We start from the raw sequence: 12,604 nt of genomic DNA, 5'->3' as shown, positions 1-12,604 counted from the left end.
TCATGAGCGAGGCCCTCAACGAGCTTGGCACGCATATCAGCCTGAAGCGCCCCGATTGCGTGATCTCCTATTCGATCGCGCTGGACGAGCTGACGCTGGAGGTCGTTCCGTCGTCTCTGGTCGGTCTGGCGGAGTTTCTGAAAAGCGACGCCACCTGCCGGTTCTCGACGCTGGTGGACATCACCGCCATCGACCACCCGGAGCGTGAGGCGCGGTTCGATGTCGTCTATCACTTCCTGTCGATGTACCAGAACCACCGCATCCGCCTGAAATGCGCCGTGCGCGAAGACGAGATGGTTCCCTCGATCACCGAGATACACCCTTCGGCCGGCTGGTTCGAGCGCGAGGTGTTCGACATGTTCGGCATCCTGTTTTCGGGCCATCCCGACCTGCGCCGCCTGCTGACCGACTACGGCTTTCGCGGCCATCCGCTGCGCAAGGATTTCCCGACCACCGGCTATACCGAAGTGCGCTATGACGAGGCGCAGAAACGCGTGGTCTACGAACCCGTCAGCCTGGTGCAGGAATACCGGCAGTTCGATTTCATGAGTCCCTGGGAAGGGGCCGAATACATCCTTCCCGGCGACGAGAAAACCGATGGGGCAAAGGGGTAGGGCGGCGATGGCGGACGCAACGCTTCTGTTCGGGATAGGCGCTGCCAAGGCGGGCACGAGCTGGCTTTACCGCTATCTCTGCGCGCATCCCGATTGCCACCTGCGCACGATCAAGGAACTGCATTTCTTCGATGCGATCGACGACGGCCGCGCGGCAGAGCAGCTGCGCATGCTTGCCGAGCGCCGGCGCAAGCTGGCGCGGCGGCAGGCCGATGCCGCCGATGATGCGAACCGCGCGCGGCGCATCGCCGAGATAGAGGAATATGAGGGCGTGCTGGCATCCGCCGATCAGGGGCAATACCTGTCGTTTCTGAACCGTGGCCGGGGCGGGGAACGCCTTATTGCTGACATAACGCCGGCCTATGCTCTGCTGTCGGAGGGGCGTCTTGCAAGGATGGCCGGAATGTCGGCTGACGTGCGGTTCATATACCTCCTGCGGGACCCTGTCGCGCGGCTGTGGAGCCATGTGCGCATGATTGCGGGCCGCCGCGCGGCGAAGGGGCAGGAGCTTGCGCAGCGCGCCGGGGCGATCCTCGAGCGTGCCCTTTCGGGTGGCGAGGACCATATTCTTCAACGCGGCGATTATCGCGGTGCCCTGCGCCGGATGACTTCGGCGCTGGACCCGTCGCGCCTGTTTCTGGCCTTCTATGAAGAGTTGTTCACCGGCGCGACCATCGCCCGGCTGTGCGCATTTCTGGGCATCGCACCGGTTCCGGCCGATTTCGGGGCCAGGGCGCATGAGGGCGTGCCACTGAAGATGACCGACGCACAGCGCAACCGCGCCGCGGGTTTCCTGCGGCCGCAATATGAATTTGTCGAGGCCAGCCTCGGCCGGCTTCCCGGCGCCTGGGAAACGAACAGGGTGGGGGTGTAACACCATGGACGGAAATTTCGACGACGTACTGAGCGGCGAGCAGAAGATCCGCAATTTCAACATCAACTTCGGCCCGCAGCACCCGGCGGCGCATGGCGTGCTGCGCATGGTGCTGGAGCTGGACGGCGAGATCGTGGAACGCGCCGATCCGCATATCGGCCTGCTGCATCGCGGCACCGAAAAGCTGATGGAAAGCCGCACCTATCTGCAGAACCTGCCCTATCTGGACCGGCTGGATTACGTCGCGCCGATGAACCAGGAACATGCCTGGTGCATGGCGATCGAACGGCTGACCGGCACGCTGGTGCCGCGCCGCGCCAGCCTGATCCGGGTGCTGTTTTCCGAGATCGGGCGCGTGCTGAACCACCTGCTGAACGTCACCACCCAGGCGATGGACGTGGGCGCGCTGACCCCGCCGCTCTGGGGGTTCGAAGAGCGCGAGAAGCTGATGATCTTCTATGAGCGCGCCTGCGGTGCGCGGCTGCACGCCGCCTATTTCCGCCCCGGGGGGGTGCATCAGGATCTGCCGCCCAAGCTGATCGAGGATATCGACGAATGGGCCGAGGCCTTTCCGGCGGTACTGGATGACATCGACAGTCTGCTGACCGAGAACCGCATCTTCAAGCAGCGCAATGCCGATATCGGTATCGTCACCGAGGAAGACATTCAGAACTGGGGCTTTTCCGGCGTGATGGCGCGCGGATCGGGCCTGGCCTGGGATCTGCGCCGGGCGCAGCCCTATGAATGCTATGACGAGTTCGATTTCAAGATTCCCGTCGGCAAGAACGGCGATTGCTATGACCGCTATCTTGTCCGCATGGCCGAGATGCGCGAAGCGACGAAGATCATCCGGCAGGCCTGCGAAAAGCTGCGCAACGAGCCGGGCGACGTGCTGGCGCGTGGCAAGGTGACGCCGCCGCCGCGGGGCGAGATGAAGACCTCGATGGAAGCGCTGATCCACCATTTCAAGCTTTACACCGAAGGTTTCCACGTGCCCGCAGGCGAGGTTTACGCCGCGGTCGAGGCGCCGAAGGGCGAATTCGGCGTCTATCTGGTGGCCGATGGCAGCAACAAGCCCTACCGCGCCAAGCTGCGCGCGCCGGGTTTTCTGCATCTGCAGGCGATGGACTATGTCGCGAAAGGGCACCAGCTCGCCGATGTCGCGGCGATCATCGGAACCATGGATATCGTGTTCGGCGAGGTTGACCGGTGATGTGGCCGCTGCTTCGCCAAAGCTTTCTGGGTGGGGACCCAACCGGCCGTGGCGCATTTCGCCAGGGTCATACCCAAGTGCCGGGTTTGCCCGGAAAAACGGAGTTCTATCCATGAATACCACCCTGAAGATCGCGGCATTCTGCGCCGCATTGTGCCCGGTACCGGTTTTCGCCGATGGCGATACGGAACTGACGGAAGACCAGTTGAACGCCTTCCGCGCGGCCATCGTCGCCGTCGGCTGCACGATCAATGACGAAACCACCGCCAGCGCGGTTGAGGATGCCACCGGCTTCGATCCCGAAACCCTGCAGGCCGTGGTTGAACAGCTTCGCGTCTATGACGAAATCGTTGATGCCTCTGACGAGGGTGGCATCACCTATATATCGGGAGAGTGTGCCAGCTAATGCTCCGCCGCCTCAATCACGCCCAGCCTGAGTCCTTCGCCTTCACGCCAGACAACCTGGCCTGGGCGAGGGCGCAGGTCACGAAATACCCCGAAGGCCGTCAGGCCAGCGCAATCATCCCGCTGTTGTGGCGCGCGCAGGAGCAGGAAGGCTGGCTTTCCCGCCCGGCGATCGAATATGTGGCCGACATGCTGGGCATGGCGCATATCCGCGCGCTGGAGGTGGCGACCTTCTATTTCATGTTCCAGCTGCAGCCGGTGGGCGCGGTTGCGAATATCCAGATCTGCGGCACCACCTCCTGCATGATCTGCGGCGCCGAAGATCTGATCGGCGTTTGCCGCGAGAAGATCGCCGACAAGCCGCACCAGCTTTCGGCCGATGGCAAGTTCAGCTGGGAAGAGGTGGAATGCCTGGGCTCTTGCGCGAATGCGCCCATGGCCCAGATCGGCAAGGATTATTACGAAGACCTGACCGCCGAGAAACTGGCCGCGATCATCGACAGCCTGGCGAAGGGCGAGGTTCCGCTGCCCGGCCCGCAGAACGGCCGCTATGCCTCCGAGCCTCTGGCCGGGCTGACCAGCCTGAAGGAATTCGACAGCGGCCACACGCAATATAACGCCTCGGTTCAGCGGGCGGTGGATCTTGGCGATACCGTCAAGCGGATCGACGGGACGGAAGTGCCGCTGCTGACGCCTTGGGGCAAGCAGAGCGGCGTCACCGAAGAAACCGATACCGATGCGCCTGTGCTGTCGGGCGATGCGCCGATCGACGAAACCGGGATCGACCGACGGGAAGCCCCGGTCGAGAGCAAGGCCGAGCCGCAGGCGGTCGCGCCCGCGGTGGCGCCAGCCGCGGCTGCAGCGGGTGCGGGCACCAGGCCCGCCGCGCTGGAGGCGCCCAGAGAGGGCGGGGCGGATGATCTGAAGTTGATCAAGGGCGTTGGCCCGAAGCTGGAGCAGCTTTTGCACGAGCTTGGTTTTTATCACTTCGAGCAGGTCGCCGCCTGGACGGCGGATGAGGTTGCTTGGGTGGATCAGAACCTCCAGGGGTTCAAGGGCCGCGTCAGCCGTGATGACTGGGTGGAACAGGCCAAGGTTCTGGCATCCGGCGGCAACGCGGAATTCCCGGATCGCGTCAAGAAGGGTGACAACGAATAGGAACGCCCGGAACTGAATTCACGGGGAGAGGAACTATGGCGGAAACATCGAAGGACATGGGCTGTGCGCTGAAGCTGTGGATCGCTGCGGCGGTTGTCGGCTTCGTGGTCATGGTCTTTCTCCTGCTTGGCGACCTGTCGTGGCTGGCCGCGATGTTCGTCGGGCTTGTGGCCGCGATCCTTGTGGGAATGTTCCTGACCTGGCTGATCTGCCGCCCCGCCGAACGGGTGCGCACCGCCCCGGCGACCGAGCCGGTGGATCCGGTCGCGCTTGTGTCGGGCACGGCAGTGCCGGAACCGGCGCCGCAGCCGAAGGCGCGCGCAGTGGAACCGGCCCCCATAGCGACCGCGGAGCCGGCGCCCGTGCCGGTTGCCGCCATGGAACCTGCGGCTGAAACGCCCGGCGCCGCCGGAGAGGGCATCCGGCCCGCGGCTCTGACGGCGCCGCGCGGCGGCGGCGCGGATGACCTGAAGATGATCAAGGGCGTCGGCCCGAAGCTGGAGCAGCTTCTGCACGAGCTTGGCTTTTATCACTTCGATCAGGTCGCCGGGTGGAGCAAGGACGAGGTCGCATGGGTCGACCAGAACCTGAAAGGGTTCAAGGGCCGCGTCACCCGCGACGATTGGGTGGCGCAGGCAAAGCGTCTGGCCGAAGGCGGCGAGACGGCGTTTTCAAAGTAGGTCGGCAAGGGCGGCGTATACTGAGGTGAGCATGCCACGGGGGCAGGACACGGACAAAGACACAGCACGCCAGGGCCGCATCGCGGCGCTGGTGATTGCGGGTGCCATGCTTCTGTGGATGGGCGCCCAATGGCTTGGCGCCGCGCTGGGGCTTCCGGCCCGCTATGCGTTTCTGTTCGACTTTGCCGCGCTGGCGGCGCTGTTCTGGGCGCTGGTGGTGACATATCAGATCTGGCGCAAGCGCCGGGATAATTGAGGGTAAGCAATGCTGAAGGACGAAGACCGTATCTTCACCAATCTCTATGGCATGGACGAGCGCACGCTTGCCGGCGCCCGCCGTCGCGGTCACTGGGATGGCACATCGGGCATCATCGAGAAGGGCCGCGACTGGATCATCGACGAGATGAAGGCATCGGGCCTGCGCGGCCGGGGCGGGGCGGGGTTTCCCACCGGTCTGAAATGGTCTTTCATGCCGAAGGAAAGCGACGGCCGCCAGCATTACCTGGTGATCAACGCCGACGAATCCGAACCCGCGACCTGCAAGGACCGCGAGATCATGCGCCACGATCCGCACACGCTGATCGAGGGCGCGCTGATCGCCAGCTTCGCGATGGGCGCCCATGCCAGCTATATCTACATCCGCGGCGAATATATCCGCGAGCGCGAGGCGCTGCAGGCCGCGATCGACGAGGCCTATGATGCCGGGCTCCTGGGCAGGAATGCCGCCGGTTCCGGCTGGGATTTCGACCTGTATCTGGCGCATGGCGCCGGCGCCTATATCTGCGGCGAGGAAACCGCGCTTCTGGAAAGCCTCGAGGGCCGCAAGGGCATGCCGCGCATGAAGCCGCCCTTCCCGGCGGGGGCGGGCCTGTATGGCTGCCCGACCACGGTGAACAACGTCGAATCCATCGCCGTCGTGCCGACAATCCTGCGCCGGGGCGGCGCGTGGTTTTCCAGCTTCGGGCGGCCCAACAACGTGGGCACCAAGCTCTTTGCGATGACGGGCCATGTGAACACGCCCTGCGTGGTCGAGGAAGCCATGTCGATGTCGATGCGCGAGATGATCGAAAAGCACGGCGGCGGCATCCGCGGCGGCTGGGATAACCTCAAGGCGATCATCCCCGGCGGCGCGTCCTGCCCGATTCTGCCCAAGGACATGTGCGAAGACGCGATCATGGATTTCGACTGGATGCGCGAGAACAAGTCCTCGCTCGGCACCGGCTGCATGATCGTGATGGATCAGAGCACCGATGTGATTAAGGCGGTCTGGCGCCTGTCGAAATTCTTCAAGCATGAATCCTGCGGGCAATGCACGCCCTGCCGCGAAGGCACCGGCTGGATGATGCGGGTGATGGAACGGCTGGTCACGGGCGAGGCCGAGGTCGAGGAGATCGACATGCTGCTGGACGTGACAAAGCAGGTCGAGGGCCACACGATCTGCGCGCTCGGCGATGCGGCGGCCTGGCCCATTCAGGGCCTGATCCGGCATTTCCGTGACGAGATCGAAGACCGGATTAAGTACAAGCGCACCGGGCGCGTCAGCGCCGTGGCAGCGGAGTAGAACTCATGAGATCACACTATTACGAAGTAACAGGTTTCCCGGCGCTGGTGATGATGACCATCCCGGCGCTGATCCTGATCATCCCGTTCTTCCAGTTGTGGAAGCGCACCGGCCACAGCGGCTGGATCTCGCTTCTGATGCTGATCCCGGTCGTCAACCTGATCATTGTGTACGTGCTGGCGTTCAAGGCATGGCCGGTGGATACGGCGAAAGGACCAGACGTCTGATGATGAAACAGAGCCAGCATGGACAAGGCGCGGGGCGGCGGCTGGCGGGCGGTGGTCTGGCGGCGGCGCTGGCGCTGTGCCTGACGGCGGCGACAGGCGCGGCCGGGGCCAACAGCCTGCGCGACCACAAGGAAATCAACAACGGCCTGACGGTCATCGCCGTCGGCGATCTGATCCGCACCAACTGCAGCACGATCTCGGCCCGGATGGTCAGCGCGTATTTCTTTGCCCGCGGCCTGGAGGCCAAGGCCAAGGCGGCCGGTTTTTCGGATGACGAGATCGAAGCCTTTGTCGAGGACAAGGCCGAAAAGGCGCGCGTCATGAGTGCCGCGCGCCGCTATCTGGTGGCCAGGGGGGTGGACCTTGATGTGCCCGACTCCTATTGCCAGGCAGGGTATTACGAAATCGAACGGAACAGCCAGATCGGCGTTCTTTTGAAAGCGAAGTGAGAGATCATGGCGGACCTGCGCAAGATTATCATTGATGGCACCGAGATCGAGGTCGATCCCGCCATGACCCTGATTCAGGCCTGCGAGCAGGCGGGCATCGAAGTGCCGCGCTTTTGCTATCACGAACGGCTTTCGATCGCGGGCAACTGCCGGATGTGCCTCGTCGAGGTCGTGGGCGGCCCGCCCAAGCCCGCCGCGAGCTGCGCGATGCAGGTCAAGGATCTGCGCCCCGGCCCCGAAGGCGCGCCGCCGGTGATCAAGACCAATTCGCCCATGGTCAAGAAGGCCCGCGAAGGGGTGATGGAATTCCTGCTGATCAACCACCCGCTCGATTGCCCGATCTGCGATCAGGGCGGCGAATGCGACCTGCAGGATCAGGCGATGGCGTATGGCGTTGATTTCAGCCGCTACCGCGAGCCCAAGCGCGCGACCGAGGATCTCGATCTCGGCCCGCTGGTCGAAACCCACATGACGCGCTGCATTTCCTGCACGCGCTGCGTTCGCTTCACCACCGAGGTGGCCGGGATTGCCCAGATGGGCCAGACAGGACGCGGCGAGGATGCCGAGATCACCAGCTATCTGGGCGAGACGCTCGACAGCAACCTGCAGGGCAACATCATCGACCTGTGCCCGGTCGGTGCCCTGGTTTCAAAGCCTTACGCCTTTACCGCCCGTCCGTGGGAGCTGACCAAGACGGAAAGCATCGACGTGATGGATGCGCTCGGCTCGAACATCCGGGTGGATACCAGGGGCCGCGAAGTGATGCGGTTCTTGCCGCGCAACCACGACGGCGTGAACGAGGAATGGATTTCCGACAAGACGCGGTTCGTCTGGGACGGGCTGCGCCGCCAGCGGCTGGATCGCCCGTATATCCGTGAAAACGGCAAGCTGCGCCCCGCAAGCTGGGGCGAGGCGCTTTCGCAGGCCGCTGCGGCGATGAAGGGGGGCAAGCTTACCGGGCTTATCGGCGATCTGGCCCCGGTCGAGGCCGCCTTCGCGCTCAAGCAGCTTGTCGAGGGGCTGGGCGGCACGGTCGAATGCCGCACCGACGGCGCGAAGCTGCCCGCCGGAAACCGCTCTGCCTATGTCGGGACCGCCGCGATCGAGGAGATCGACACGGCACGGCAGATCTACCTGATCGGCTCCGATCCGCGGCAAGAGGCGCCGGTGCTGAACGCGCGCATCCGCAAGGCCTGGCTGGCCGGGGCCGAGGTGCATCTGATCGGGCAGGCGGAAGACCTGACCTATGACGTGGTAAACCACGGGCCGGGCCGGGGCGTGCTGAACCGGCTGGTCGGCAGCGCCGAAAAGCAGCCGGGCGCGCTTGTCATCCTGGGGCAGGGCGCGATTCAGGAAGGCGATGGCGAGGCCGTTCTGGGCCAGGCGATGACGCTGGCCGGCAAGCTGGGCGCCGGGTTCCTGGTGCTGCACACCGCCGCCGGGCGCGTAGGCGCGATGGATGCGGGCTGTGTGACCGAAGGCGGCATCGACGCTGCGCTGGACGGGGCGGAGGTGGTCTATAACCTCGGCGCTGACGAGATCGAGATCGCCGAGGGGCCCATGGTGATCTATCAGGGCAGCCATGGTGACCGGGGCGCGCATCGCGCCGACATCATCCTGCCGGGCGCGGCCTATACCGAAGAGCAGGGCCTGTTCGTGAACACCGAAGGCCGGCCCCAGCTGGCGCTGCGCGCCGGTTTTCCGCCGGGCGAGGCCAAGGAAAACTGGGCGATCCTGCGGGCGCTGTCGGGCGAACTGGGGCAGGCGCTGCCCTATGACAGCCTTGCGCAGCTGCGGCAGGCGCTGGTGGCCGAGGTGCCGCATCTGGCGATGATCGATCAGGTGCCGGCGAATGACTGGGCGCCGCTGCCCGCCGTCCGGCTCGACAAGGGCTGGTTCCGCGCGGCGATCACGGATTTCTATCTGACCAACCCGATCGCGCGCGCCTCGGCCCTGATGGCCGAGTTGAGCGCGAATGAACGGGCGCGCCGCGACGCGCCGGTGGCGGCGGAGTAGGGCGCGCATGGCATACCGCCATCTTTCCCTGCCGCTCAGCCTTGCCCTTGCGGGCGGGGCGGCGGCCTGTGCGCCGGCGGCCGAAGACGGGGCCGCCCAGGCGCCGTTCGCGCCGGCTTATCACGGGGTGGAAACGCGGCTTCTGGACGGCGATCTGGTGAATGTCGTGGTCCGTATGGAAGGCGCGCGCGGGCAGGAAGACGTGACGCGCTATGCGAAATGCGCGGCGGCGCAATACACGCTGATCCGGGGCTACGGTTTTGCGCGTCATGTGCGCACGAATGTGGCAGAAGAGGGTGGCGTTTGGCAGGCGGATGCTGTTTACACAATCTCGCCTGCGCTGCCTCGCGGCGTGCAGACCATCGACGCCGAAGTAGCGGTGGCGAACTGCGCCGATGAAGGAATACCGACGGTGTGAAAGGCTGAATAATGGTCGAATTCTTCACGACAACCAACCTGGGGATCGCATTGCTTGTATTGGGGCAATGCCTGTTGCTTGTTGTTCCGCTGCTGGTTGCGCTGGCCTTCCTGATGTATGCCGACCGCAAGGTCTGGGCCGCGGTGCAGATGCGCAAGGGCCCCAACGTCGTGGGGGCGTTCGGCCTGTTGCAGTCCTTCGCCGATTTCATCAAGTACATCGTCAAGGAAGTGGTCATTCCCGCAGGATCCGACAAGGTCGTGTTCCTGCTGGCGCCGATGATCAGCTTCGTTCTGGCGATGATCGCCTGGGCGGTGGTGCCGTTCAATGACGGCTGGGTGATTTCCGACCTGAACGTGGCCATCCTCTATATCCTCGCGATCTCGTCGCTCGAGGTATATGGCGTGATCATGGGCGGCTGGGCGTCGAACTCCAAATACGCGTTTCTGGGTTCGCTCCGCTCCGCCGCGCAGATGATTTCCTATGAGGTGTCGATCGGCCTGATCATCATAGGCGTGATCCTGTCCACCGGCTCGCTGAACCTGAGCGATATCGTGCAGGCGCAGGAGGGCCGCTATGGGCTGTTCAGCTGGTACTGGCTGCCGCATCTGCCGATGGTGGTGCTGTTCTTCGTCTCGGCCCTGGCCGAAACCAACCGCCCGCCCTTCGATCTGCCCGAGGCCGAGTCGGAGCTGGTGGCAGGTTATCAGGTGGAATATTCCGCGACGCCCTTCCTGCTGTTCATGATCGGCGAACTGACGGCGGTGGTTCTGATGTGCGCGCTGACCACGCTGCTGTTCTTCGGCGGCTGGCTGTCGCCGGTGCCGGGCCTGCCCGACGGTTTTCTGTGGATGGTCGGGAAGATGACGCTCGTTTTCTTCATGTTCGCCATGGTGAAGGCGATCGTACCGCGCTATCGCTATGACCAGCTGATGCGGCTGGGCTGGAAGGTGTTCCTGCCGATGTCGCTGATCTGGGTCGTGCTGGTGGCATTCGCCGCGCATTTCGAACTTTTCGGCGGCGCATACGCCCGCTGGGCTATCGGAGGCTGACATGGCAATCGACTATACCCGCGCGACCCGCTACTTTTTGCTGGCCGATTTCATCAACGGCTTCCGGCTGGGCTTCAAGTATTTCTTCGCCCCCAAGGCCACGATCAACTACCCGCATGAAAAGGGCCCGCTCTCGCCCCGGTTCCGCGGCGAGCATGCGCTGCGCCGCTATCCGAATGGCGAAGAGCGCTGCATCGCCTGCAAGCTGTGCGAGGCGATCTGCCCCGCACAGGCCATCACCATCGACGCCGAACCGCGCGAGGACGGCAGCCGCCGCACCACACGCTATGACATCGACATGACCAAATGCATCTATTGCGGCTTCTGTCAGGAAGCCTGTCCGGTGGATGCCATCGTCGAGGGCCCGAATTTCGAGTTCTCTACCGAGACGCGCGAAGAGCTGTTCTATGACAAGGCGAAACTGCTCGAAAACGGAGAGCAGTGGGAGGCCGAGATCGCGCGCAACCTCGAACTGGATGCACCGTACCGATGAGCGATTTCACAAAGATGTTTGAGCGGATGCTGGAGCAGAGCCACGCGATGGCCAAGGCTTTCAATCCGGCGCTGGAAAGCTTTCAGGTGCACGGGTTCGACAAGCTGATGCCGACCATGCCGCGCAACTTCATGGACATGATGTGGGGCAACGCCTTCAACAAGGACGGGCTGGATGCCAAGACCCGTCTTTTGGTGGTGCTGGCCGGGCTGACCGTGCTGGGTGCCCAGGCCGAACCGCAGTTCAAGCTGACCGTGCGCCACGCGCTGGAGGCCGGCGCTAGCCAGCAGGAGATCGCCGAGGTGATCTATCAGATGGCGATGCTGGGCGGTATTCCCGCCATGACCCACGCCCTGCGCCTGGCGCAGGAGGTGTTCAAGGATCTCGAGGAGGACAGCGCATGAGCGTGGCCGATTTCGCCTTCTACTGCTTTGCCATCGTGGTGGTCGCGGCGGGGATGTTCGTGGTGGTTTCGAAAAACCCGGTGCATTCGGTCCTGTGGCTGATCCTGGCGTTCCTGTCCTCGGCCGGGCTGTTCGTGCTGCTGGGCGCCGAGTTCGTGGCGATGCTGATGATCATCGTCTATGTCGGCGCGGTGGCGGTGCTGTTCCTGTTCGTGGTGATGATGCTGGATGTCGATTTCGCCGAGCTGAAGGCGGAAATGGCGCGCTATGTGCCGCTGGCCGGGCTGATCGGCGTCGTGCTGCTGATGGAGCTGGGCATGGTGTTCGGCGTCTGGGATTTCGCCGATCAGGCGCAGGCGCTGCGCGGCGCGGTAACGCCGGACGCGGATCAGGTGCACAACACCGCCGCGCTGGGGCAGCTTATCTATGACGACTATATCTATATGTTCCAGGCGGCGGGTCTGATCCTGCTGGTGGCGATGATCGGGGCCATCGTGCTGACGCTGCGCCACCGCACGGATATCAAGCGCCAGGACATTCTGGCGCAGATCTATCGCGACCCGGCCAAGGCGATGGAGCTGAAGGACGTGAAGCCGGGGCAGGGGCTTTGATCCCCGCCTGGGCGGGATGACGGGCGCGGCGGTTTAGGCTGTGGCCTTCGCCACCTTCGCGAAAGCGGGGGCGGGGGCCAGGGAAAGACGGAAATCGGGCGAAACGCCCGGAGGGACGACATGATTGGACTGGAACACTACCTGGCGGTTGCCGCAGCGCTTTTTGTCATCGGGATTTTCGGCATCTTCCTCAATCGGAAGAACGTCATCGTCATCCTGATGTCGATCGAACTGATGTTGCTGGCGGTCAACATCAACTTCGTCGCCTTCTCTTCCTATCTGGGGGATCTGGCCGGGCAGGTCTTCACGCTGTTCGTGCTGACGGTGGCCGCCGCCGAGGCCGCCATCGGCCTGGCCATTCTGGTCTGCTTCTTCCGGACCCGCGGCACGATCGCGGTCGAAGACGTCAACGTGATGAAGGGGTAAGCG

General features: G+C 64.0%; 17 protein-coding genes. All 17 read left to right on the top strand.

The genetic code is table 11. From position 1 onward, the window contains the following. Window positions 1-2: 2 nt before the first annotated feature. Window positions 3-614: an NADH-quinone oxidoreductase subunit C gene (locus tag GGR17_RS00920; RefSeq protein WP_037208258.1), complete on the top strand. Its 612-nt coding sequence runs from the start codon at window positions 3-5 to the stop codon at window positions 612-614. Between the two features lie 7 nt (window positions 615-621). Continuing rightward, complete coding sequence (locus tag GGR17_RS00915; RefSeq protein ID WP_054538469.1) at window positions 622-1,488, top strand: sulfotransferase; 867 nt, start codon at window positions 622-624, stop codon at window positions 1,486-1,488. A 4-nt stretch (window positions 1,489-1,492) separates the two neighbouring features. After that, window positions 1,493-2,701, top strand: coding sequence for an NADH-quinone oxidoreductase subunit D (locus GGR17_RS00910; RefSeq protein ID WP_054538470.1), 1,209 nt, complete (start codon window positions 1,493-1,495; stop codon window positions 2,699-2,701). A gap of 112 nt (window positions 2,702-2,813) precedes the next feature. Next, the gene (locus tag GGR17_RS00905; protein ID WP_037208252.1) at window positions 2,814-3,107 is read left to right on the top strand and encodes a hypothetical protein; all 294 of its coding nucleotides are present in this window, start codon (window positions 2,814-2,816) and stop codon (window positions 3,105-3,107) included. Further along, complete coding sequence (locus GGR17_RS00900; protein WP_183314763.1) at window positions 3,107-4,264, top strand: NADH-quinone oxidoreductase subunit E; 1,158 nt, start codon at window positions 3,107-3,109, stop codon at window positions 4,262-4,264. The genes GGR17_RS00905 and GGR17_RS00900 overlap by 1 nt, the downstream gene beginning before the upstream one ends. A 35-nt stretch (window positions 4,265-4,299) precedes the next feature. After that, the gene (locus tag GGR17_RS00895) at window positions 4,300-4,944 is read left to right on the top strand and encodes a hypothetical protein (protein WP_054538472.1); all 645 of its coding nucleotides are present in this window, start codon (window positions 4,300-4,302) and stop codon (window positions 4,942-4,944) included. A gap of 31 nt (window positions 4,945-4,975) precedes the next feature. After that, window positions 4,976-5,200 (top strand): DUF5337 domain-containing protein, encoded by a 225-nt coding sequence (locus GGR17_RS00890; RefSeq protein WP_037208775.1) that lies wholly within the window; start codon window positions 4,976-4,978, stop codon window positions 5,198-5,200. Window positions 5,201-5,209: 9 nt separating this feature from the next. Next, window positions 5,210-6,505, top strand: a complete 1,296-nt coding sequence (nuoF, locus tag GGR17_RS00885; protein WP_054538473.1) for an NADH-quinone oxidoreductase subunit NuoF — start codon at window positions 5,210-5,212, stop codon at window positions 6,503-6,505. A 5-nt stretch (window positions 6,506-6,510) separates the two neighbouring features. Beyond that, a complete protein-coding gene (locus tag GGR17_RS00880) occupies window positions 6,511-6,732 on the top strand; it encodes a DUF805 domain-containing protein (RefSeq protein WP_054538474.1) in 222 nt (73 codons plus the stop codon). Further along, a complete protein-coding gene (locus GGR17_RS00875) occupies window positions 6,732-7,181 on the top strand; it encodes a DUF5333 domain-containing protein (RefSeq protein WP_183314760.1) in 450 nt (149 codons plus the stop codon). Before GGR17_RS00880 ends, GGR17_RS00875 begins: the two co-directional genes overlap by 1 nt. A 6-nt stretch (window positions 7,182-7,187) precedes the next feature. Further along, the gene (gene nuoG / locus GGR17_RS00870) at window positions 7,188-9,197 is read left to right on the top strand and encodes an NADH-quinone oxidoreductase subunit NuoG (protein ID WP_054538476.1); all 2,010 of its coding nucleotides are present in this window, start codon (window positions 7,188-7,190) and stop codon (window positions 9,195-9,197) included. Between the two features lie 7 nt (window positions 9,198-9,204). After that, a complete protein-coding gene (locus tag GGR17_RS00865; protein ID WP_037208784.1) occupies window positions 9,205-9,615 on the top strand; it encodes a hypothetical protein in 411 nt (136 codons plus the stop codon). Between the two features lie 11 nt (window positions 9,616-9,626). Further along, window positions 9,627-10,667, top strand: a complete 1,041-nt coding sequence (gene nuoH, locus GGR17_RS00860; protein WP_037208786.1) for an NADH-quinone oxidoreductase subunit NuoH — start codon at window positions 9,627-9,629, stop codon at window positions 10,665-10,667. A gap of 1 nt (window position 10,668) precedes the next feature. Continuing rightward, a complete protein-coding gene (nuoI, locus tag GGR17_RS00855) occupies window positions 10,669-11,160 on the top strand; it encodes an NADH-quinone oxidoreductase subunit NuoI (RefSeq protein ID WP_037208788.1) in 492 nt (163 codons plus the stop codon). Beyond that, on the top strand, window positions 11,157-11,564 hold the full coding sequence (locus GGR17_RS00850) for a carboxymuconolactone decarboxylase family protein (RefSeq protein ID WP_054538477.1): 408 nt from the start codon (window positions 11,157-11,159) through the stop codon (window positions 11,562-11,564). Before nuoI ends, GGR17_RS00850 begins: the two co-directional genes overlap by 4 nt. Further along, a complete protein-coding gene (locus tag GGR17_RS00845) occupies window positions 11,561-12,175 on the top strand; it encodes an NADH-quinone oxidoreductase subunit J (RefSeq protein ID WP_037208791.1) in 615 nt (204 codons plus the stop codon). Before GGR17_RS00850 ends, GGR17_RS00845 begins: the two co-directional genes overlap by 4 nt. A 120-nt stretch (window positions 12,176-12,295) precedes the next feature. Beyond that, complete coding sequence (gene nuoK, locus GGR17_RS00840) at window positions 12,296-12,601, top strand: NADH-quinone oxidoreductase subunit NuoK (RefSeq protein WP_037208793.1); 306 nt, start codon at window positions 12,296-12,298, stop codon at window positions 12,599-12,601. Window positions 12,602-12,604: the final 3 nt, after the last annotated feature.

The organism is Actibacterium naphthalenivorans (genome assembly GCF_014196965.1).
In the GTDB taxonomy this organism is placed as follows: domain Bacteria; phylum Pseudomonadota; class Alphaproteobacteria; order Rhodobacterales; family Rhodobacteraceae; genus Actibacterium_A; species Actibacterium_A naphthalenivorans.
The sequence above is the reverse complement of the archived record's forward strand: the minus strand, read 5'-3'. Positions and strand labels throughout refer to the sequence as shown.

Bases quoted from the DNA above. Each gene is read 5' to 3' on its own strand.
- GGR17_RS00920 (WP_037208258.1), top strand. From the start codon at position 3: ATGAGCGAGGCCCTCAACGAGCTTGGCACGCATATCAGCCTGAAGCGC.
- GGR17_RS00915 (WP_054538469.1), top strand. From the start codon at position 622: ATGGCGGACGCAACGCTTCTGTTCGGGATAGGCGCTGCCAAGGCGGGC.
- GGR17_RS00910 (WP_054538470.1), top strand. From the start codon at position 1,493: ATGGACGGAAATTTCGACGACGTACTGAGCGGCGAGCAGAAGATCCGC.
- GGR17_RS00905 (WP_037208252.1), top strand. From the start codon at position 2,814: ATGAATACCACCCTGAAGATCGCGGCATTCTGCGCCGCATTGTGCCCG.
- GGR17_RS00900 (WP_183314763.1), top strand. From the start codon at position 3,107: ATGCTCCGCCGCCTCAATCACGCCCAGCCTGAGTCCTTCGCCTTCACG.
- GGR17_RS00895 (WP_054538472.1), top strand. From the start codon at position 4,300: ATGGCGGAAACATCGAAGGACATGGGCTGTGCGCTGAAGCTGTGGATC.
- GGR17_RS00890 (WP_037208775.1), top strand. From the start codon at position 4,976: ATGCCACGGGGGCAGGACACGGACAAAGACACAGCACGCCAGGGCCGC.
- nuoF (WP_054538473.1), top strand. From the start codon at position 5,210: ATGCTGAAGGACGAAGACCGTATCTTCACCAATCTCTATGGCATGGAC.
- GGR17_RS00880 (WP_054538474.1), top strand. From the start codon at position 6,511: ATGAGATCACACTATTACGAAGTAACAGGTTTCCCGGCGCTGGTGATG.
- GGR17_RS00875 (WP_183314760.1), top strand. From the start codon at position 6,732: ATGATGAAACAGAGCCAGCATGGACAAGGCGCGGGGCGGCGGCTGGCG.
- nuoG (WP_054538476.1), top strand. From the start codon at position 7,188: ATGGCGGACCTGCGCAAGATTATCATTGATGGCACCGAGATCGAGGTC.
- GGR17_RS00865 (WP_037208784.1), top strand. From the start codon at position 9,205: ATGGCATACCGCCATCTTTCCCTGCCGCTCAGCCTTGCCCTTGCGGGC.
- nuoH (WP_037208786.1), top strand. From the start codon at position 9,627: ATGGTCGAATTCTTCACGACAACCAACCTGGGGATCGCATTGCTTGTA.
- nuoI (WP_037208788.1), top strand. From the start codon at position 10,669: ATGGCAATCGACTATACCCGCGCGACCCGCTACTTTTTGCTGGCCGAT.
- GGR17_RS00850 (WP_054538477.1), top strand. From the start codon at position 11,157: ATGAGCGATTTCACAAAGATGTTTGAGCGGATGCTGGAGCAGAGCCAC.
- GGR17_RS00845 (WP_037208791.1), top strand. From the start codon at position 11,561: ATGAGCGTGGCCGATTTCGCCTTCTACTGCTTTGCCATCGTGGTGGTC.
- nuoK (WP_037208793.1), top strand. From the start codon at position 12,296: ATGATTGGACTGGAACACTACCTGGCGGTTGCCGCAGCGCTTTTTGTC.